At 46.2% G+C, this 21014-nt stretch carries 19 protein-coding genes; 15 read left to right on the top strand and 4 right to left on the bottom strand.

The annotated features are described in order from the left end of the window. Positions 1-532 precede the first annotated feature (532 nt). The 11 genes from F4V51_RS22050 to F4V51_RS22000 all read left to right on the top strand — a co-directional run bounded on the left by F4V51_RS22050 (position 533) and on the right by F4V51_RS22000 (position 12260). Positions 533-5215, top strand: a complete 4683-nt coding sequence (locus F4V51_RS22050) for an Ig-like domain-containing protein (RefSeq protein ID WP_162009971.1) — start codon at positions 533-535, stop codon at positions 5213-5215. A 436-nt stretch (positions 5216-5651) separates the two neighbouring features. Next, positions 5652-6074 carry a DUF1801 domain-containing protein gene (locus F4V51_RS22045; protein WP_153980812.1) on the top strand — a complete coding sequence of 141 codons (423 nt, stop codon included), beginning with the start codon at positions 5652-5654 and terminating at the stop codon, positions 6072-6074. A 60-nt stretch (positions 6075-6134) separates the two neighbouring features. Continuing rightward, entirely contained in the window at positions 6135-6659 is a 525-nt protein-coding gene (locus tag F4V51_RS22040; RefSeq protein ID WP_153979644.1) for a DinB family protein, read from the top strand. Between the two features lie 168 nt (positions 6660-6827). Next, entirely contained in the window at positions 6828-7373 is a 546-nt protein-coding gene (locus F4V51_RS22035; RefSeq protein ID WP_153979643.1) for a GrpB family protein, read from the top strand. Between the two features lie 497 nt (positions 7374-7870). Beyond that, positions 7871-8329 (top strand): DUF2262 domain-containing protein, encoded by a 459-nt coding sequence (locus F4V51_RS22030; RefSeq protein ID WP_153979642.1) that lies wholly within the window; start codon positions 7871-7873, stop codon positions 8327-8329. 58 nt (positions 8330-8387) lie between these two features. Next, complete coding sequence (locus F4V51_RS22025) at positions 8388-8864, top strand: GNAT family N-acetyltransferase (RefSeq protein WP_162009970.1); 477 nt, start codon at positions 8388-8390, stop codon at positions 8862-8864. Between the two features lie 416 nt (positions 8865-9280). Beyond that, the gene (locus F4V51_RS22020) at positions 9281-9805 is read left to right on the top strand and encodes a GNAT family N-acetyltransferase (RefSeq protein ID WP_153979640.1); all 525 of its coding nucleotides are present in this window, start codon (positions 9281-9283) and stop codon (positions 9803-9805) included. Positions 9806-9810: 5 nt separating this feature from the next. Continuing rightward, complete coding sequence (locus F4V51_RS22015) at positions 9811-10347, top strand: GNAT family N-acetyltransferase (protein WP_153979639.1); 537 nt, start codon at positions 9811-9813, stop codon at positions 10345-10347. Positions 10348-10375: 28 nt separating this feature from the next. Further along, complete coding sequence (locus tag F4V51_RS22010; RefSeq protein ID WP_153979638.1) at positions 10376-10855, top strand: DinB family protein; 480 nt, start codon at positions 10376-10378, stop codon at positions 10853-10855. A 91-nt stretch (positions 10856-10946) separates the two neighbouring features. Beyond that, positions 10947-11822, top strand: coding sequence for an aminoglycoside phosphotransferase family protein (locus tag F4V51_RS22005; protein WP_153979637.1), 876 nt, complete (start codon positions 10947-10949; stop codon positions 11820-11822). A 90-nt stretch (positions 11823-11912) separates the two neighbouring features. After that, positions 11913-12260: a hypothetical protein gene (locus F4V51_RS22000; RefSeq protein WP_153979636.1), complete on the top strand. Its 348-nt coding sequence runs from the start codon at positions 11913-11915 to the stop codon at positions 12258-12260. A 155-nt stretch (positions 12261-12415) separates the two neighbouring features. Here F4V51_RS22000 and sdaAA read toward each other — a convergent pair whose 3' ends face one another. From sdaAA to F4V51_RS21980, 4 genes are all read right to left on the bottom strand, one after another. After that, positions 12416-13291, bottom strand: coding sequence for an L-serine ammonia-lyase, iron-sulfur-dependent, subunit alpha (sdaAA, locus tag F4V51_RS21995; RefSeq protein WP_095359693.1), 876 nt, complete (start codon positions 13289-13291; stop codon positions 12416-12418). 50 nt (positions 13292-13341) lie between these two features. Beyond that, positions 13342-14010 carry an L-serine ammonia-lyase, iron-sulfur-dependent subunit beta gene (gene sdaAB / locus F4V51_RS21990; protein ID WP_153979635.1) on the bottom strand — a complete coding sequence of 223 codons (669 nt, stop codon included), beginning with the start codon at positions 14008-14010 and terminating at the stop codon, positions 13342-13344. A 4-nt stretch (positions 14011-14014) separates the two neighbouring features. Further along, positions 14015-15457 (bottom strand): M20 family metallopeptidase, encoded by a 1443-nt coding sequence (locus F4V51_RS21985; RefSeq protein WP_167301706.1) that lies wholly within the window; start codon positions 15455-15457, stop codon positions 14015-14017. Between the two features lie 99 nt (positions 15458-15556). Next, positions 15557-16795, bottom strand: a complete 1239-nt coding sequence (locus F4V51_RS21980) for an MFS transporter (RefSeq protein ID WP_227780164.1) — start codon at positions 16793-16795, stop codon at positions 15557-15559. Positions 16796-16942: 147 nt separating this feature from the next. On the opposite strand from F4V51_RS21980, the gene F4V51_RS21975 reads away from it, so the two are divergent. The 4 genes from F4V51_RS21975 (at position 16943) to F4V51_RS21960 (ending at position 20980) form a co-directional block, all read left to right on the top strand. Continuing rightward, entirely contained in the window at positions 16943-19012 is a 2070-nt protein-coding gene (locus tag F4V51_RS21975) for a helix-turn-helix domain-containing protein (RefSeq protein ID WP_153979634.1), read from the top strand. 164 nt (positions 19013-19176) lie between these two features. Further along, a complete protein-coding gene (locus tag F4V51_RS21970; protein ID WP_153979633.1) occupies positions 19177-19503 on the top strand; it encodes an immunity protein TriTu family protein in 327 nt (108 codons plus the stop codon). A gap of 126 nt (positions 19504-19629) precedes the next feature. Then, positions 19630-20448: a purine-nucleoside phosphorylase gene (locus tag F4V51_RS21965; protein WP_153979632.1), complete on the top strand. Its 819-nt coding sequence runs from the start codon at positions 19630-19632 to the stop codon at positions 20446-20448. A gap of 202 nt (positions 20449-20650) precedes the next feature. After that, entirely contained in the window at positions 20651-20980 is a 330-nt protein-coding gene (locus tag F4V51_RS21960; protein ID WP_153979631.1) for a GRAM domain-containing protein, read from the top strand. Positions 20981-21014: the final 34 nt, after the last annotated feature.

The following is a 21014-nucleotide window of genomic DNA, read 5'->3' as shown; positions in this document are numbered from 1 at the left end:
TGAAAAGTCTTTCGTATTATGAAAAAAGTCCCTAATTTTATATTTACCTATATCAAAGTCTCGTTTATGATGAGAGTAATTTCCATTTCATCATTCGACAAACTTCATCGGGAAATAGATAAGCAATGAATGAACATTGTTAATTTCATCTAGTATAAGGGGGCCGGACATGTTTTTGTTTCTGAGAAAAAGGAGTTTAAATCGTTTACTCCGAATTGCATTGGCAAGTGTGTTACTTATTAGTTCATTTAGTGGTGGAATTTTATCTTCTAAAGTGAATGCGGCTACTTGGAGTCATGTGCATCAAGAACCAGGAAGTTTTCAATATCTAGTTGAATATGGAAACGGTACATTTATGTCGTTAGGTTATTTCTTAGATTACCATCTATCGACAGATTCCATGACTTGGGATAATCGCTATCTTGGAATTGCCATGGAACCTACTAATTTGAAATATTTAAATTCAACGTGGTATATTACCGGATCGAGTGGAGTTTATAAGACAAGTAATCCCACTACAGGATGGACTCTTATGAATCCATCTCTAGCAGGCACGCATATTAATGATATTGCTTATAACCCTGTTACCGACCGTTATGTGTTAGCGGGGCAAGATAAACTTTATTCATTTACAGGAAGTGGGACACCAGAAGTGGTGTATGTGGATAATACTATCCCTAACTTTTATCGATTAACTTACGGTAACGGTATGTTTATTGCAACAACTCAGATCGAAGGACAGGGATCCAAAATCTACCGATCTACTGATGGATTAGTATGGACTCAGGTTTATACGACTAATCCAGGTCAAGCTATTTTCGATATTGCCTATGGAAACAGTACCTTTGTAGCGGTAGGTGAAGGTGGCCGGGCATACGTGTCAAATGATGGAGAAAATTGGAGTGTTTCAACATTACCGAACTACACTAGTCTGGCTTCAGTGACCTATAATTCCGGGGAATTTTATACTGTTAGCACAAATGAAAGAGTTGCAACCTCATTAAATGGTGTTGCCTGGGTAGAGGAGTGGAGTGATAGCTCCTCAGCAATTGATTTTGCTGACATCAGTATAGGTGGGGGACGAGCGGTTGCAGTAGGCTATGACAGTCAAACTTATGATGGGCACATAAAATCTGCTCCTGCTCCACAAGTGAACAGTGTAACCGTGACGCCAACCAACTCAAGTGTGGTGCAAGGGGGTACGGAACAGCTCACAGCCACTGTGGATGTTAGCGGAGGAGCCGCGCAAACCGTTACATGGAGCAGTAGTGACACAAACGGAAACGTGAAGGTGGATGGGAATGGATTGGTAAGTGTGGCAGCGAATGCCACTCCAGGTCCATATACGATTACCGCAACCTCGACAGTGGATGGCACGAAGTCGGGCAGTGCAACGGTGACGGTAACCTCGGCCCCGGCAGTGAACAGCGTAACCGTGACGCCAACCAACCCAAGTGTGGTACAAGGGGGAACGGAACAGCTCACAGCGACGGTGGATGTCGTTGGAGGAGCATCGCAATCCGTTACGTGGAGCAGTAGTGACACAAATGGCAATGTCACGGTGGATGCGAATGGATTGGTAAGTGTGGCAGCGAATGCCACTCCAGGTCCATATACGATTACCGCAACCTCGACAGTGGATGGCACGAAGTCGGGCAGTGCAACGGTGACGGTAACCTCGGCCCCGGCAGTGAACAGCGTAACCGTGACGCCAACCAACCCAAGTGTGGTACAAGGGGGAACGGAACAGCTCACAGCGACGGTGGATGTCGTTGGAGGAGCATCGCAATCCGTTACGTGGAGCAGTAGTGACACAAATGGCAATGTCACGGTGGATGCGAATGGATTGGTAAGTGTGGCAGCGAATGCCACTCCAGGTCCATATACGATTACCGCAACCTCGACAGTGGATGGCACGAAGTCGGGCAGTGCAACGGTGACGGTAACGTCTGCCCCGGCAGTGAACAGTGTAACCGTGACGCCAACCAACCCAAGTGTGGTACAAGGGGGTGCGGAACAGCTCACAGCGACGGTGGATGTCGTTGGAGGAGCATCGCAATCCGTTACGTGGAGCAGTAGTGACACGAGCGGCAATGTGACGGTGGATGCGAATGGATTGGTAAGTGTGGCAGCGAGTGCCACTCCAGGTCCATATACGATTACCGCAACCTCGACAGTGGATGGCACGAAGTCGGGCAGTGCAACGGTTACGGTAACGTCTGCCCCGGCAGTGAACAGTGTAACCGTGACGCCAACCAACCCAAGTGTGGTACAAGGGGGTACGGAACAGCTCACAGCGACGGTGGATGTCGTTGGAGGAGCCGCGCAAACCGTTACATGGAGCAGTAGTGACACAAACGGAAACGTGACGGTGGATGCGAATGGATTGGTAAGTGTGGCAGCGAATGCCACTCCAGGTCCATATACGATTACCGCAACCTCGACAGTGGATGGCACGAAGTCGGGCAGTGCAACGGTGACGGTAACCTCGGCCCCGGCAGTGAACAGCGTAACCGTGACGCCAACCAACCCAAGTGTGGTACAAGGGGATACGGAACAGCTCACAGCGACGGTGGATGTCGTTGGAGGAGCCGCGCAAACCGTTACATGGAGCAGTAGTGACACAAACGGAAACGTGACGGTGGATGCGAATGGATTGGTAAGTGTGGCAGCGAATGCCACTCCAGGTCCATATACGATTACCGCAACCTCGACAGTGGATGGCACGAAGTCGGGCAGTGCAACGGTGACGGTAACCTCGGCCCCGGCAGTGAACAGCGTAACCGTGACGCCAACCAACCCAAGTGTGGTACAAGGGGATACGGAACAGCTCACAGCGACGGTGGATGTCGTTGGAGGAGCCGCGCAAACCGTTACATGGAGCAGTAGTGACACAAACGGAAACGTGACGGTGGATGCGAATGGATTGGTAAGTGTGGCAGCGAATGCCACTCCAGGTCCATATACAATTACCGCAACCTCGACAGTGGATGGCACGAAGTCGGGCAGTGCAACGGTGACGGTAACGTCTGCCCCGGCAGTGAACAGCGTAACCGTGACGCCAACGAACTCAAGTGTGGTGCAAGGGGGTACGGAACAGCTCACAGCGACGGTGGATGTCGTTGGAGGAGCATCGCAATCCGTTACGTGGAGCAGTAGTGACACAAATGGCAATGTCACGGTGGATGCGAATGGATTGGTAAGTGTGGCAGCGAATGCCACTCCAGGTCCATATACAATTACCGCAACCTCGACAGTGGATGGCACGAAGTCGGGCAGTGCAACAATTAACGTAGTTACTCAAATCAAACTGTACAACGTAACTATAAACAACCTGGTAGATGGCACGATTACTGCTACTCCTATTAATGCTCCAGCTGGTAACGTAATTAGTTTGAACATCCTACCGGATTTTGGGAAGAGATTGAAAATAGGATCACTAAAATATACCTATAATTCTGTGGACTATCCGATAACGGGTGATGTCTTCATCATGCCAAACGGGGATGTTACTATTAGTGCAGAGTTTGAGGATATTTCAGAAACGATACCTTTTTTAAGTATTGTCGCTCCATTATTTGCACCGGTAACGGTTGGTTACGAACAACCTTCAGCAGAGAAATTAATCATTACGAATGCCGGAATGGTCGATACAACCATCCAAAGTCTTACTTCAAGTGAACCCAGCACATTTGTGGTTGAGGGAAGTGGAGAAAATGTTGCTGCGGGTGAAAGTATCGACACGTGGACTGTTCGACCAGTAGTAGGATTGCCTGCAGGAACCTATTCTTCCGTCATTACAGCTGTTTATGGAGACGGGGAGATAGCAACAACGAACTTGGTTCTCACTGTGAATCCTTCCAGTAGCTCAGGTGGCGGTGGAAATTCGGGGAATAACGGTAGTGGGGGTGGCTCTCAAGGTGGCGGAACGCCATCTGTGGACCCACCTCAGCCGGAGCCAACGGGAGTTCCTGTCATAATAAATGGTAAGTCAGAGAATATTGGCAAGTTGGAAACCAATGTCGTTGAAAATAGAAGCATTACAACCATTACGCCGGATCCTAAGAAATTGCTAGAATGGCTGGCGAGAGAAGGTCAGAACGCTATAGTGACTATTCCTGTTAATGTGTCATCAGACTCCATTGTGGGACTGCTAACAGGTGATGTCGTTAAGAAAATGGTGGACCAATCTGCCGTCTTGGAACTGGTTACCCCGCTCGCTATATATAGGCTACCAGCGAGCCAAATCTCAATTGGAACTTTAGCGGACCAACTTCGGGCAGATCAATCGCTATCTGACATGACGATTGAAGTAACGATCTCTAAAGCCTTTCCGTCGGAAACAAGCATTGCAAAGGATTCGACGAATTCAAATAGTGCTTTGCTTTTAATGGACCCAGTTCACTTTAAGTTAATGGCTGAATTTAATGGTTCAAGAAAGGAAATAAATCGCTTCAATACGTACGTTGAACGGTTTATTACTATTCCGCAGACTGTGGATCGAAATCAGATCACGACAGGAATTGTTGTAGGTTTGGATGGTTCCATTCATCATGTACCGACTTATGTTGAGCAAAAAGATGATCGTTACTACGCAGTGGTTAATAGCTTGACCAATAGTTTGTACACGCTGGTCTGGCATCCAGTCGAGTTTACTGATGTGACAAACCATTGGGCAAAAAGTGCAATCAATGATATGGGATCCCGAATGATTGCTACGGGAGTTAGTGAGGATATATTTGAACCGAATAGGGATATTACACGTGCAGAGTTCGCAGCTATGGTTATAAGAGCGCTAGGTTTAGTACCGATAAGTGGCGAAACTCCGTTCATCGATGTAAATAAGTCTGATTGGTTTGCTGATTATATCTACACAGCCCGAGAGTATCAATTAATTGAGGGTTATAGCAATGCTCAGTTCGCTCCTATGGATACCATCACTCGAGAACAAGCTATGACTATTATTGCGAAAGCCATGAAGATCACGGGAATCCATCCGAATTTATCACCTGATCAAATAAGCATGTTGCTGCAAGAATTTAAAGATGAATCGTTAATTTCCGGCTATGCCAGAGATCATATAGCAGCTGGCTTAGCGATGGATATTCTGAATGGTAGAACAGTAACTACGATTCAACCAAAGAACAAAATTACACGTGCTGAAGTGGCTACGTTACTTCAGAAATTACTCAAGAAGTCGAATTTGATTCAATAGGACTTTTTAAAGTAAAGGGTCAGACCGCGTTGGTCAGATCCTTTACTTTTTTGCATTTTAGATACGAATAAATGCGTGGGTGTCAGTCTACTCAAGTATTTTTCAACAAAGAAGGAAAACTATTTTAGGAAAGAGTAAAATATAGATGTTATGAATAGTTTTTAAGCTTTCTATAACTCGTTAGCTGTCTATCACCACCACATGTTCTAAGAAGTGTTTTAAAGAATATGATCTGGACTCAATTCACTATGGAGGGATTCCATTGCTTTATCTCATTATAGTCGTGGTTATTGGTTTTGCAGGCATAATTAGTAATCAATACGCAGGGTTGAGGAGAATGGAATCACTACAAAAATCATTGGATGAACTGAATCATCAGCTGCGAGAAGCTGGACAGATCCGGCCTGTCAATCAGGTTGAAAAGGAGTGAATCATGATGTACAAGCAAAAAACAAAAGAGACAGACAATAGCGTTATTGAGTTTATTGAGAGCGTGGATCATCCAAAGAAACGTGAGGATGCTTATACGTTGCTGGATATTTTTGCTGAAACACCAGGTTATGAAGCTAAAATGTGGGGACCGAGCATTATTGGATTTGGTGCGTATCATTATAAATATGCTTCAGGACATGAAGGCGATGCCCCGCTGGTGGGATTCTCACCCCGAAAAGCGAAAATCAGTTTATATTTTGCAACCGGAGATACAGAACGAGAATCACTATTAAAGGACCTGGGGAAACACACGTCAGGAAAAGCATGCGTGTATATTAATAAAGTCGAAGACATTCATGTGGATATTTTGAAAGCTCTTATAAACCAGTCGGTTAAGTTCTTACAAGAGACCTATCCGAATCCGTAGTTATATTTCATGGAATGACCTACAATATGCTGCTATGAACAAGGCAAGGAGGAAAATAATATGCTGCATGACCTGCAAAGCCAAGCCAATATGTCACCTGTAGTTGGGATGCTATATTCAGCAGTGAGAGAGAATAGCCAGCGACTTCAAACCATTACAGAAGGAATGTCACAGGAGGAAGTAGACTACAAGGGACCCGATCATAACCTCAACAGTACGGCTCAGTTAATAAAACATATCCTATACGTTGATCTAAACTGGGTTTACAGGATCAAGGGAGTACCGCTGCCCCAGTCATTGATAGAACAATACGGCCCGATGATCGATGAAAACAATAACCTTCCAATGGTGAGTGGAGTGTCAAGGGAGACGCTTATCTCTCAATATGAGGGAGTAATAACGGATCTGAAAGAGACATGTGAGCAATTAACAGATACTGATTTGGACCGTGTAGTAACTTTCGGGCATAACCATGAAAAACAAGCCACACTACGCTGGGGAATATGGCATATGGCCGACCATAATCGGTACCATCAAGCTCATATTAATCAACTAAGAAAGTGGTTTAAGGGGAAGGGAAATTAATTGATACCAATTTCTATTGAAACTATTGATAAAAGTAATTGGGAAGAAGCACTTTCAATCTCATTATACGAAGGAGTAAGAAATATTAAATAATGAACAACAAAAGCGTGATATGACTTGTTATTTATGATATAGCCAATACATATCGAAACGAGGTTGAGGTTCTGTATGGAAGAGCAATGGAGAATTGCAACGCATGACCCGGCATGGAGGTCGTTGTTTCTAGAGACGGGATCCAGATTGAGGGAGGCATTAGGAGAAAAAGCTCTTCGCATCGACCACGTCGGATCAACTTCTATCACCGGTTTAGACGCCAAACCCATTATTGACATTCAAATTTCGGTATTGAATCTCGATAACTTACCGGATTTCCAGTTGGATATTGAAAGGGTCGGCTTTGTATTTAGGGAGGATAATCCCGATCAGAGCAAAAGATATTTCCGCGAAGCACCAGGGAATAGACGAACGCATGTACACGTTAGGCAAGCAGGGAGTTTTTCGGAGCAGATGACATTGCTGTTTAGGGATTATTTACGAGAACATCCACTGGATTGCCTGAAGTATGCGGAGGAAAAGCATAGGCTCATGCGTTTATACAAGGAACAACGTTCAAAGTATGTGGAGGGCAAAGGGCCTATAGTGTGGGAGATCTTGCAGAAAGCCCATCTGTGGTCTCAGGAAGTAGGCTGGAAACCAGCGGATTCGGACGTATAAGTACCTTGGATTAATTGTGGATACCCATATTGGAGTGGTGAAATGAACCTGGGTAGAAAGCTGTTAACTTCACTTTTAACCGTAATCTTGTTTAGTTTAGCTGCAAGCTTGTTATCCATGAGTGAAACCTATGATTTTGGTTTTTATATTGCAGTGTACCCTATATATGCAGCTCCGTTGATCTTTTTGATAGGGTTACCTTTGTCGATCGTAGTAGACTTCTTGCTGAACAAATTCAGATTTACTAATTATGTACTCTACCTAATTGTAAAATTACTGAGTTACGCGTGCGCTGGGTTCGTCGGCATGTACATATTTTATCTGGTTATCGGAGCTAGAGAGAATATTTTTAATCTTAAAGAAACGTTCCCTCTAACCTTATATGGTGTACTTGCAGCTATGATCTTTGTGCTGATTGATCTTGGGTTGGAGGCTCTCTTCAGGGCTCACAAAAAACGAGAATAGTGTAAACAGTGTTTGTTAGGAGGTGCTGTAAGTTGGAAAAATCGATTCACAGCGAGCTTATCGGAACATTTATTTATGAAGAATTGAGCAAGGCATACACGTATGAGAAAGGTCCTGTACATTGGACATTAGAAATATCGGATGATAAGGCTAATTTTTATGAGATAATGCAGCGGGCGGAGAACCTATATAGGGTTTTGCATGAGTTCGATAAGCAGGCTAAGGTATCCATCGCAGATGAATTAACGAGCTATAAAAATGATTTCTGGCCTGAATATGATGAAGACGATGAACATCTAGATTGGGATGAAGTCGATGCAGGAAAATATGATGTAACTCCGGAGACCTTTGCAGCCTCCATCAAACTTCTGGACATCGTGATTAGGCATGAAGATATATACTGTGAATATGATGATGGAGAATTGTTCGGTGGTCACAGAATCCATGCATACTTTGATAATGACCACCGTCTTAGAAGTGCCGAGATTTAGAAGCAGCTATAGTTAGCGCAGTATTTAGGAAGGTCCATTTTATAAAAGGGTGATGGTTGTGATATCTTACCGACAGTTGGAACCACAGGATCCGAAATTTGTTAGTCATTTAATGGAGGAATATGCGCTGCAGTTTCCCGCTTTTATCATTAACCTTTATCCAGAACGTTGGGAGAGCTATTTCAATCATTCCAGTAATTCGAAATACTGGGTCGCAGTTGAGATGAGCCAGATTGTAGGACATGCCGGGTTTATGTATAACAATGATGAAAAATCGTATGAAATCGTAGGTGTTGTTGTATCGCCCAGGCATCTGAGAAAGGGAATCGGGAAAACTCTTTTGGACCATGTATGTGAAGCGATTCAAGAAAAAGGAGTAACAGAAGTTATGCTGCACACCCTCGGCCATCCAGATAATGAAGACACATTAGTATTCTATAAATCGATTGGTTACTCGGTATCGAAGTTTGAGAAGGATTATTTTCAAGCAGGGTATTCGCGCGTTACGTTTAGAAAGAGTTTGAGCCAGTCCTAGATGAGTGGGGGGAGATAGATTGAACATTAATTATAGAATACTCAACCTTTCCGCTGGGCCTTCCATGTTAGCTGTCATGCTTATTCCTGGAACTGCATACACGGAAGGCCCACCGAGAACGGAGTACGGTTTCCCCTTTCGATTTTACACAGAATATCACCATCACAGTCCCCCTGATACAATTTGGTTTCTTTCAGGTGTCAACATTCAAGTGCTCTCCTATTTGTTTAATGTCCTACTTATTTATGCAGCAATTCATGTCTTCCACTATATAAAAAAGAGATTGACCCGTTCAGAAAAGTAAAGAACTGAAATCATGGGTTCTTAGTTTTATCCATATGGTGGGTTATGATAGAAGGTGAAAGTGATAATCATCAAGAAAATTGCTTAACAGGAAGGGAGAGTGGAGAAGAGAAATGGTAGAAATTAATACGATAGATTATGAAGATAAACATGTATTACATAACCTGATGCAGCTATATCGATATGATTCAAGTGAGTTCGATGGACATGAGTTGACTATTCACGGGCTATACCTATACAAGTATATTGATCATCAATGGACGGACACCTACAGACGACCCCTAATGATCAAAGTGAATGGGGAGATAGCAGGCTTCGCCTTATTAATGCTGGATGTTCCGAGAGAGTTCGTGCATGTTAGTGAGGCATCCAGGACAAATATCATTAGTGATTTTTTTATTGTGCGGAAGTATAGAAACAAAGGATATGGAAAACGAGCAGCCTTCCACGTCTTTGATCAATTCCCGGGAGCGTGGGAGATTCGGCAAACGCTCGCCAACAAGCCTGCCAATCAATTTTGGAATCGTGTTATTGAGAGCTATACGGAAGGAATGTATAGGGAGATAATCCTGAATGAGGAACGATGGACTGGACCGATCCAGGTATTTGGAGAAGAGCCTAACAATACATTGGAGTGATGAATATGAAACAGCTTCCAGAGGAATGGAAGTCAGAACGACTCATTATTTCAGATGTGAAAGAATACGAGATCCCCGAAATCCAGTCTATTTGTAACACAAGCTGTTACTTACAACAATGGGACGGACGGGAGTATGAACCGGATTATGTGAAGAAATGCGTTAAAGAAGGCAATCTTCCACCGGGAGGAAAGTTGGAGAATTACCGGATTCAATCGATCCGTACAGTAGAAGAAAATCAAAAAATCGGTCTGCTGAGCATGTACCATGGTTACCCATCTGAGGATTCCATTTATCTTGAATTTTTATATATCCAAAGTGATATTCAGAAGCAAGGATATGGACAGGAAATGATTCAAGCACTGAGTCTCCATCTTTCCTCACTCGGATACAGGGAAATTAGAATCAACGTGGCGCTCAAAAACTGGCCTGCATTACGATTCTGGATTAAATCCGGATTCAATCAGATTAGCGGGATATACGGAGATCTTGAGCATTCAGATACCACATTTGCCAATACGGAATTGATCAAAACACTCTAGAAACACAACCGGAAAAGGAGGAATGGGAATGGAAACTTTTTTTCGTTATAACTGGATGGTGCGTGAACAGTGGTATGCGTGGTGTGAGGAGTTACCGCTTGAAGAATTGCTGAGGACTCGTACAGGCGGGGTAGGGAGCATCTTGAAGACGTTTTTCCATATCATTGATGTAGAATGGAGCTGGCTTCAGATTCTGCAAGGTAAGCCGGATGGAGCGGAAGATTTTGAACACTACAAGAGCCTTGAAGCAGTACGACAATTCGATCGCAAGCTGCGTCCCGATGTAGAGGCATTTGTTTTGGCGTGGGACACGAGCATGGAAAAGAAAGCTCATATTGATCATCTACCGAATGGCAAAGTTGTAATAGATTCATGGGGAGAAGTGATGCGCCACGTCATCGCTCATGAAATTCACCATATGGGACAATTGTCGGTATGGGCCAGAGAATTGGGCAAGGAACCGGTATCCGCCAATGTGATTGGTAAAGGCCTGATTATCCCTGACTGACCCCGGATCGGGTAGACCCATGACCAGCTAAAAAATGGTGGGAACATCTATTTTACTGGAGATAAGGCCATGTGCTGAAGAGGAGGAAGTGATGGCCATCGAACTTAGTCGTATATACTGGATTCAGCTGGATGAAAGTCTAAGGCTTATGATGAAAGGGGGATACGATGTTATTCCTTTGTCACCTGGACTGGAAGCGGATGTGATGCAAATCGTATTTGATGATCAGCCGTATGTTCTGAAGATATGGAACAAGGATTCCAAACCAAATGTAGGCAACCAATATAAGCTGTTATCCAAACTACTCCATAATGGGATTCGTGTCTCCACACCTTATGGCTGGGGCAGGGATAAGGAGCATAATCAGGTGCTGTTAACGAGCTATGATGGCGTACCTGTGACCGAATTAACATCTTCCAGGCTGGCACATTTGGCTCAACATTTAATGGAGGTCCATCGTTTTCCGTTAAACGAAGCAGATACAGGAGAAGTTGTAGCGTACATATCCAGCTATGATTTTGTTGGTTATTTCTTTCCTTCCATAGAGCTTTACGAAGACATCAGCACTCATCTGTCGTATCTTCTTCAGCGCGTCCAGCTTAGGCAGGACTGCTTAATCCATGGGGATTATAATTTGGGTAACATTCTTGAGATGGAAGACGACTATACCATTATCGACTGGACGAACGGACAATTGGGCGACCCGAGGTACGATGTTGCATGGTCTGTTTTTCTGATTACGATCTACAATGGAGAGCGTTATGGAGAGACGTATTGTGCTGAATTTAGGCGTACAGCAAGTTATTCGCTGGAGGATGAAGAGGTTTTTGAAGCAATCGCTTGTCTGCGCTGGATTCTGTTAAGCCGCGTCACCGATGTACCCATGGGACCAAACGTAATGCAGCGAGTTCATAGAATTGCCATCCATAATCCATATTTGAATGAGAGTCTGTTGCAATGGAGATAAGATGCCAAAGGAAGTTGATAGAATGTCAGAATAGCCTGTCCTAAACGATCGTTTCCTGCATACCTATGGTATAGAGGAGCGTGATAGGTCATGGAACAGAAGGTGCAAACCTATTTTCAACTGAAGCAGCAGCAAAAAGAGATTGAGCAGCAATTATCTGTACTTCGAGATGAGATTGTCGCATATTGTGCGGAACAAGGGGTATATGAGACACAGTTTGGCAGTTATACGGTGAAAACGGTGCTTCAGCACCGCAAGGAATATGATGATCAGAAGCTGTATGCCGCACTGCCTGATCCGGACATTTGGCGACTGCTGTCCAAGGTAGATAGTCATAAGCTGAAAAGCCTGATCAAGCTGAACGTGCTATCCGAAGAGCAAATCAGTCCTGCGTGTACCGTAAAACAGGTTACGCTGCTGCAGGTGGACAAGCTATAGCTGTAGCCCCCTTTAGTTTAACTGAACTTATCTGAAGAATGTACGAGCGGTTCAATGGTTGAAATACATCATCACGTCAAACAAAAAAACAGGCATGCATTTACCTTGAGAGGCGTTCTGACCGTCTCTCTGAGTGTAAATGACATGCCTGATCTTTATTTATGCTGCAAATCCCGTGTGATCTTGCGCCCTGTCGGGGTCTGGGCGAGGCCGCCGCCTGCTGTTTCGCGTAATGATTCAGGCATGGCCGATCCAACCTCAAGCATGACCTGTACCACCTCATCGGAAGGGATAACACTGCGGACTCCGGCCAGCGCCATATCGGCGGCTCCGAGAGCAGTAATGGCACCAAACCCGTTCCGTACGATGCATGGAATCTCGACAAGCCCCGCTACCGGATCACAGATCAGACCAAGGGTATTCTTCAGCGCAAGCCCAACGGCGTGGATGGCCTGGGAAGGAGACCCGCCCCGGATATCCACCAGCGCTCCAGCTGCCATCCCGATGGCTGACCCCACTTCCGCTTGACATCCGCCTTCCGCACCAGAGATGAACGAATTGTTGGCAATGACGTAACCGATTGCCCCGGAGGCGAACAGGCCGTAGACCATCTGTTCATCGGTCCAGCCGAATCGCTCCTGACTGCTGATAAATACCCCGGGAATAATACCGCAGGAACCCGCCGTCGGTGTAGCAATAATTCGACCCATCGAGGCATTGACCTCGGATACTGCAAGTGCGTAACTCATCGACAGACTGGCATGGTCACCGAGCATGGACTGTCCATCTGCACGAAAAGCCATCAATTTACGGGCGTCTCCTCCCGTTAAGCCGCTTTTGGAAGTGGTATCGGTGTGAAGACCTTGATGCACCGCACTTTTCATAATCTCATAATACTCTTGCATCTGGCCGAACACGGTACCCGTGTCTTCGCCTGATTCATGACATTGCTCTTCCAGCATGAGCTGGCCGAGGGAAAGATTGCGGGTCTCCGCCAGTTCGGCAAGTTGTTTTAGCGTTCGAAAGTTCATTGGCGTAGGCTCCTTTATCGATTAAGCGGTAAATAGTTCCAATATTCAAATTAAAGGTGGAGCAGCGTGACTTCCTGGACTTCCGGAATCACTTCAATCTGCCGCACCACGGCGTGGTCAATCCGGCCATCACATTCAAGCACCATCATGGCTTCACCCCGCCGGTTCTTACGATCCACAGACATGTGTCCAATATTGATGTGATTATCTACAAGCAGGCGAGTGACGACAGCAATGACACCGGGTTCATCGCTATGACGAATGATGAGTGTAGGATAGAGAGCCGTCAGCTTCAAGTTGTAGCCGTTAATCCGGACAATCTCGATATTCCCTCCGCCGATTGACGTACCGATCATGTTTAATGTCCGAGTTCCCGCTGCGTTGGTCAGTACAATCTCTGTCGTGTTCGGATGCGGATACAGACCTGTTCCCGGACGGATGACAGTTTGCATGCCTGCCATGTCTGCATGGGCAAAAGCCTCGGGCAGTCCGGGATCATCCGTGTCCATATCCAGCAGCCCGCCAACGATGGCGGTGTCGGTACCATGTCCTTTATATGTTGCGGCAAAAGAGCCAAACATGATGATTTCCGCATGGGAAGGGCATTCGCCGAACAGTTGGCGAGCCGTGCGTCCTATCCTTGCTGCTCCTGCAGTGTGGGAACTTGACGGTCCAACCATGGCTGGACCGATAATGGAAAATACGTCTTTGAACCTCACTGTCTCATTCTCCCCGTTTGGGAGGCTGTACATCTGCGGGAACAAGGCAGTCGTACACTTCCCCGCCGAGTCTGTCCAGCAACTCCTGCTGTGCTTCCTTGACGATCTCTGGATGCAGAATGGATTCAATGGCCGTAGCTGCCATCGCTTTGGCGGCGAGCAGCATGCCCTTGTGAGCAAAACTGCTCTTGCCTTGGGCAACGGTTTGCCAAGCATGAAGCGGTGTGCCAAAGGCCATCGTGGTTGTAATACACTGCGCGGTCGGCACATTCCAGCTGACATCGGCAACATCGGTTGATCCACCCATGAAGGTCTCCTTCTCGTCTGAATACGGAGCAATAAAGTTCGGCAGCGGTCGCTCGGCCAGAAGAGGGGCGAGTTCAGGACCAACTAACGCGCCAGCTTCCTGCTGATTTTGGAACGGCAGCGTCTCATAGATGGCTTTGGCATAATCGTATTCGTCCTCTGCATATTCAGGTGCGCCGAAAGCCACAAGATGCTGATGCATCACTTTCTCAAGCGTGCTGTTCGGAATCAGGTTGGCGCATGCGCCTTCATATTTAAAATCCATCGTGGTTTCCGTCATCAGGGCGGCCCCTTCAGCGACCTTCACCAGACGATCAAACAGACTCCGTACCTGAGCGCTCTTCGGTGCTCGGACGAGATAAGTGACCTCGGCTTCCGCCTGCACGACATTGGGTGCCAAACCGCCCGAGTTGGTAATGGCGTAGTGAATCCGGGCCTGATCAATCATGTGCTCCCGCATATAATTGGAACCGATATTCATCAGCTCAACGGCATCGAGAGCGCTTCGACCCAGGTGGGGAGCGGCAGCAGCATGAGCACTAATGCCTTTAAAAGTAAAGGTGCCGTGAATGACTGCATTGGAGCTTCCATGCATTACTGCATTCATGGAGTGGGGGTGCCAGGAGAGCGCAGCATCTACGTCTTTGAAATAGCCCTCGCGAGCAAGATACGTTTTACCATATCCGCTTTCCTCCGCCGGGCATCCATAGAAACGCACCGTTCCTTGGGTTTCCGGATGCTCTTGAAGATAGTCTTTGACTGCGACTGCCGCAGCCACAGCGCCTATGCCAAGCAGGTTATGTCCGCATCCATGACCGTTACCACGCGGCTGAACGGGCTGGTATGTGCTGATGCCTGCTTCCTGGCTGAGATCAGCCAGTGCGTCATATTCGCCCAGTAAGGCAATGACCGGCAGCCCCGAACCATAGGAAGCGATGAAACCGGTCTCCAGTCCGGCAACACCTTTCTCGATCGTGAAGCCTTCCGATTCAAGCAATTCGATCAGCAGCTCTGCGGATTGAAATTCATCGAACCTTGTCTCTGCAAATTCCCAGATTCGGTCACTGGCTTGGGTGAATACCTCGCGTTTTCCTTCAATGGCATCGGATATATATTGGGTTAGATCAATCGTTGTTGTCATGGAATACACCTCTTTACATGTGTTTTATGATGAGTACGAAATGGCTTGTTTGTTACGGCATGATTTTTATTGAAAAAAGGATACTAAGCTGCTGCGTCATTAAACGGCTGTTGCCTGCACTTCAGAACCACTGTCTTGTTTCGAACGACGCGAGAAGAATAACGAAAGGGAGCAAATGAGAGCGAAGGCGATCAACATGATGAAGGCCGTTGCATAAGATCCTCCTGAAGCCTCTACCAGAAATCCGATCAGCATCGGTGTCAGGAAACCGGCGAGCTGTGCACCTGTGTTGATGAATCCATTGGCCGTTGCGACTACAGATTCGGGCATGGTTTTTAGTGATTTTGAAATGATCAGCGTGGAAATAAATCCAGCCATGGCCGTTACGATTGTCATGTACGTAATAAATGTGGCAATGCTTCCCGAGGAGCCCATGAGGTACAGGAAGAAGGCAACCAGTACACCGAATACGGAAGCGATAATCCGATCTTTGCCAGCCGGGATACGGTCAAGCACATAGCCACTGAGGAGCATGGTGAAAATGCTGACGACGGCCGGGATGGCTGCAAGCAGTCCCATTTCCGTCATATCCAGTCCCCGGACATTGACCATGTACGTTGGCATCCAGGATTGGAGTCCCCAGTTGACGGCATAGATGCTGAAGTAGCTGATGAACAAGTTCCAGATCATAGGCGTTTTCAGAACGTCTTTAAGTGATGTTTTCGGTTGCTGGCCTGAAGCAGTGGAAGTAAGCGCCGATTTCGCAGGTTCTTTTAATAAAAAGAACATGAGCGCCGTGATGAGGATGCCCGCCGCACCGATGATGTAAAACAGGTTGCGCCAGCCAATGGTCACAAGGGCATGTCCAGTCAAAATAGGAGTGACAACCCCCATAATTGCAGCGGATGCCAGCATGATCGACATGGCTCCACTTCGCTGATTGACCGGGAAGTTGGTGGCGATAGCTTTGGAACCGGAAGGGAAGAAGCTGCCTTCACCAATACCAAACAGGAAACGAACGAAGATAAGAGAGAGTAATGACCAGGCAGACCCGGTCAGAATGGTGAATATGGACCAGGAGAACAAGGAAACAAGAATGACCTTACGGTAGCCAAAACGGTCGGCGAGTGCTCCGCCCGGGATTTGCATAATGGCATACCCGAGGAAAAAGCTGCTGAGAATGATTCCTTGCGCGGAAGCGCCCAGACCCAGATCCTCAGTTATTCCTACAATGGCATAGTTGATGACGAAGCGGTCGAGGTTGCCTAGGCACCAGCCGAGAAACAAGAGAGCGAGAACAATGTACTTGAAGTGTTTGCTTTGCATGATTTTGGACATTGTGTTACCTTCTTTCTCATCGATTGTTAACTTGATTTCTGTGTTGATATAAAGTTACAGGATGAGGGGGTACCAACACAATGTATATATATGTATAATAAATTGTAGTTTTATGTGAAAACCTACATTGACTTGGGGGTGGCTCTGTTGAATGGAATCTTACATGAAATCCTGAGAGAACGGTTGGGGAAATGCGATTATGAGGTTTGGATCAGCAGTAATTGGGAAGATTGGGTGCTGAATGAAGCCATTGGCAAAAAGGAAAGTATACCACCTTGTTTTGATGAAAGTCTCCCTCTTCAACACCCCAAAGTAGAGCAAGAATTAGATGAAATGGTGTTAGTTTTTCTGCCATATAGCAATAATATATGCGTGGCAATTCGTGTTTTTAAGAACTGGCACTGTTCTGCGGAAGATTTAGTTACGCTATCCTCATTACTCTACCCGTATTATACGGAGGCTGTGGCAATCAAGCATGAACGTGCCTTGAACGAAATCATGAACAGTATCCGTGATGTGACTCAGCTGTTAGATCTGAATGAGCTGTTGAGCCGGATTTTGGTGAGTGCTCTATCGGTTATACCTTATGAATGTATCGGAGTGTTATGGAGATACGATCCTGCAATTGATGCACTGAAGGTTAAGGCAAGAGCTGGCGAAATGGGCGAGGGCATGCTGAAAATGAAGCTGAAGCCGGGTGAAGGCATCATTGGCAGTACGTTCAAGCGAGGCACTCCCAAGCTTTACAACAGTTTCTCCACAGTGGAAGATGATTTTGGAAACATGACTCCTGACAACAAGTCTCATTTGAATTCGGCATACGACTTTCAGAATATCGGGTCCATCATTTCGGTGCCGATCAAGGTGGGAGGAGAGCCGGATTGCGTGTTAATCGTTTATCAAAAAGGAAGGGTCCCCATATTTACGGAATCGGATGTACGACTCCTGCAGAGCTTTGCCGACCAGGTTTCCATTGCCATCACGAATGCCCAGCTCTATGAGGATCTAAGCAAACGGAACGAAACACTCATCAAACGAGACGAGATTCACTCATCCTTAATGCGGCTGTCCCTCCAAAATAAAGGTGCGGTATCCATCGTTAACGAATTGACACGTATCATTGGCGTGCCCATCGTATTTATCGATTTTATTGATAATGAATGGATTCCCAAACGGAGCAGTGTCCTGAATGATTGGGATATGGAGAAGCTGCGCAATCTGTACGAATCCTTACATCATCCTGATTATCTGACATGTATCAAGGGCGACGATAGCCAGGTATTTCAATATTTGTACCCGATTGCTTCGGCTAATCAATGTCTCGGTTATCTGATTATGCAGATGAATACTCCGCTGGAACCATTGCAGTTAATTGCGCTGGAGCAGGGAAGCTCCATTCTGGCTCTTGAACTGATGCGCAAGCAGTCTCTGGCTGAATTTTACTTCAAGAAAACACAGCAATTCTTCAATGAACTGAGACTTAGTCAGGACTCGGAGGATTACTGGCAGAAGTCAGGGGAGATCGGGATCGGTCCTTCAACATCCATCATAGTGGGTCTTTTGGAGTTTGCGGATAGGCTGAACCCATCCACCTATAGTCCTTTATCCGTTCAGCTCATTGCTTATCTGAGAGAGAAAATGCCAAGCGGAACGCTGCCTGTTGCGTTTGGGGATGAGAGGCGAATTACCTTGCTGCTGATCGTGACTGATGGGGTTAAACCTGGTAAGCTGGAGCAGCAGTTCAGCTCCCTGGTGAAGGACTGGGAGAGTCGAAATCAGGTGAAATTATTCGGAGGTTTAAGTTCAATCCGATCAGGCGTGGATGCGATTAATACGGGATTCCAGGAGGGCGATAAGGCACTGGCGTATCAGAAGACAAGGGGAGAACGGGGAACCATTCGCTATACGGATATTGGTGTCAACCGTTTGTTCATCCGGCAATCTGCGGAGGATCTGAATACGTTTATGGCAGAGATCTTTGAGCCCCTGCGACCTGCCAAAGGGCAGACCGGCGGATTGGAGGAAACGCTAATGACATATATGGCTTCCGGAGGATCTGCTGCTCAGACGGCAGCCACGCTTCATATTCATATCAATACACTGTATCAGCGGATTCGCAAAATTGAAGAGATTCTGGGCATGTCCTTGAGTAACCAGGAGCACCTGCTTCATCTGCAGCTGGCCTGTTATCTGCGGCAGACATACCGCTCATCTTGATCGAACACATAAAAGGCAGAACCACACATTCACTGAATTAAATACCATGGCAACCGACTCTCTGGCTGAGGGTCGTTTTTTGTGTGCATAGGTGAAGTATAATGATTAGAAAGGAAATCATGAGAAACTTGGACGTGCGAGTCGTTAGGGAGGTGCATATCACGTTGCTTCAAAAGAAATTCGTACAATGGGCCGAACTGAAGGCAGGCCCGCTGCGAACACTTCATATTACTACCGAACCGGTGAACCATGGACGTGTGAATGAACAATATATTCCAGATCCCTCGACCGGGGTTGTTCATGAATCAGAGTGTGCCATGGGCCAAGTAACCGTATGGGAGTCCGGACAAATGGAATACGAGGTCATTAACATCGAAACGGAAGAATTGATCTTGTGGAAGTATATAGAGCAGATTCAGGAAGAGACTCCTGATTTTGATAAGCTTTTGCGAATATATTTCCAAGTGTTACAGACGGGTGTTAATCCTTAACGTATACAGCGTGAGGCTGTCGAGATGTAATGGCTGCTGACTTCCATTTACATCATGTCCATTGTTCATTACACTTGATATATAGTTATGCTAATCCCCAATACAGATATCAGGAGGAAACCATTCATGCATCAATCCGAACATATTCAAGAAGCTAGAGATTACATATTAAACCGAATCAACACCAAGCCTGCCGTAGGCATGATCCTCGGTTCCGGCCTTGGAGCACTTGCGGACGAGATCGAGAATGCTACTGTTATTCCCTATACGGATATTCCGTATTTTGCACAATCTGAAGCTGTTGGTCACGCTAACGAGCTGGTCATTGGTGAACTAATGGGCCAAACGGTCGTAGCCATGAAAGGGCGTCTTCATTATTATGAAGGTTTCTCGCTGGATGAAGTGACGTTTCCGGTTCGCATCATGAAGGCGCTGGGTGTCGAACAATTGATCATTACGAATGCCTGCGGTGCGATCAACACAAGCTTCCAGCCAGGTCAGTTGATGCTCATTACGGATCACATTAACCTGGTAGGCAACAATCCATTGATGGGACCCAATAATGCCGATCTGGGTGTGCGTTTCCCTGACGTATCCCAGGTATACAGCCGCGAGTTGCGCAGTATTGCGCTTAAGGTTGCAGAAGAGCAGAAGGTCAGCCTGCAGCAAGGGGTGTATGCGTGGTGGAGTGGCCCTGCGTATGAGACACCAGCCGAGATTCGCATGATTCGGACAATGGGTGCGGATGCTGTAGGTATGTCTACGGTTCCTGAAGCGATCGTAGCCATCCATGGCGGCATGAAGGTGCTGGGCATCTCCTGTCTGACCAACATGGCCTGCGGCATTCTGGATCAACCGCTCAGTCATGATGAAGTCATCGAAGTGGCTGCACAAGTGAAGACGACCTTTATCGGGCTTGTCAAAGGCATCCTACAAGAGATGTAGGGAAGAGAGGCTTCTCCTTTTCATAGAAATAGCAACAGAGAAAAAAGCATTGTTCATGTCGGATGATATCCGGTGGACTATGCTTTTTTCTGATCATAATCAGGTGCGAAAATATTCCTAAACGGGCAGAAACGACCTATAATAAGAGAGATTCAAACTGGTAGAATAATCAAGATCGGCTGATCAAAGGAGACTGACAGCAATGGAAGAGTTGGGTTCAACGGAATATGTCATTTTTGAACGCATCAATGCGAACTGGTTAAGGGGATTTGAAGGCGTTGGGGGAAAGCTGTTCCTTACCAATGAACGATTGGTCTTTATTCCACATGGTCTGAATATTCAGACCGAATGGCTTCAACTTGAGATCTGGGGCATGACCAGGATTGAGAAACGAAAGACCTGGGGAATCATTCCTAATGGCATTACAATTACGATGGAGGATGGACACGTCTTCAAATTTGTCGTTTGGAATCGTTCGAAGATTATCCGCGAGATTATACGTGCCAAGAAAATGGATAATGAATTGATGTAGAGTCAGCAAGAAGTAGTACATATGCGAAGAAATA

The organism is Paenibacillus xylanilyticus (genome assembly GCF_009664365.1).
Taxonomy (GTDB): Bacteria; Bacillota; Bacilli; order Paenibacillales; family Paenibacillaceae; genus Paenibacillus; species Paenibacillus xylanilyticus_A.
Note: the sequence above shows the minus strand (reverse complement) of the source record. Positions and strands in the feature narration are given on the sequence as shown.

Coding starts and splice junctions, on each gene's coding strand:
- F4V51_RS22050 (WP_162009971.1), top strand. CDS start 533: ATGAATCCATCTCTAGCAGGCACGCATATTAATGATATTGCTTATAAC.
- F4V51_RS22045 (WP_153980812.1), top strand. CDS start 5,652: ATGTACAAGCAAAAAACAAAAGAGACAGACAATAGCGTTATTGAGTTT.
- F4V51_RS22040 (WP_153979644.1), top strand. CDS start 6,135: ATGCTGCATGACCTGCAAAGCCAAGCCAATATGTCACCTGTAGTTGGG.
- F4V51_RS22035 (WP_153979643.1), top strand. CDS start 6,828: ATGGAAGAGCAATGGAGAATTGCAACGCATGACCCGGCATGGAGGTCG.
- F4V51_RS22020 (WP_153979640.1), top strand. CDS start 9,281: ATGGTAGAAATTAATACGATAGATTATGAAGATAAACATGTATTACAT.
- F4V51_RS22015 (WP_153979639.1), top strand. CDS start 9,811: ATGAAACAGCTTCCAGAGGAATGGAAGTCAGAACGACTCATTATTTCA.
- F4V51_RS22010 (WP_153979638.1), top strand. CDS start 10,376: ATGGAAACTTTTTTTCGTTATAACTGGATGGTGCGTGAACAGTGGTAT.
- F4V51_RS22005 (WP_153979637.1), top strand. CDS start 10,947: ATGGCCATCGAACTTAGTCGTATATACTGGATTCAGCTGGATGAAAGT.
- F4V51_RS22000 (WP_153979636.1), top strand. CDS start 11,913: ATGGAACAGAAGGTGCAAACCTATTTTCAACTGAAGCAGCAGCAAAAA.
- sdaAA (WP_095359693.1), bottom strand. CDS start 13,291: ATGAACTTTCGAACGCTAAAACAACTTGCCGAACTGGCGGAGACCCGC.
- F4V51_RS21985 (WP_167301706.1), bottom strand. CDS start 15,457: ATGACAACAACGATTGATCTAACCCAATATATATCCGATGCCATTGAA.
- F4V51_RS21980 (WP_227780164.1), bottom strand. CDS start 16,795: ATGTCCAAAATCATGCAAAGCAAACACTTCAAGTACATTGTTCTCGCT.
- F4V51_RS21965 (WP_153979632.1), top strand. CDS start 19,630: ATGCATCAATCCGAACATATTCAAGAAGCTAGAGATTACATATTAAAC.
- F4V51_RS21960 (WP_153979631.1), top strand. CDS start 20,651: ATGGAAGAGTTGGGTTCAACGGAATATGTCATTTTTGAACGCATCAAT.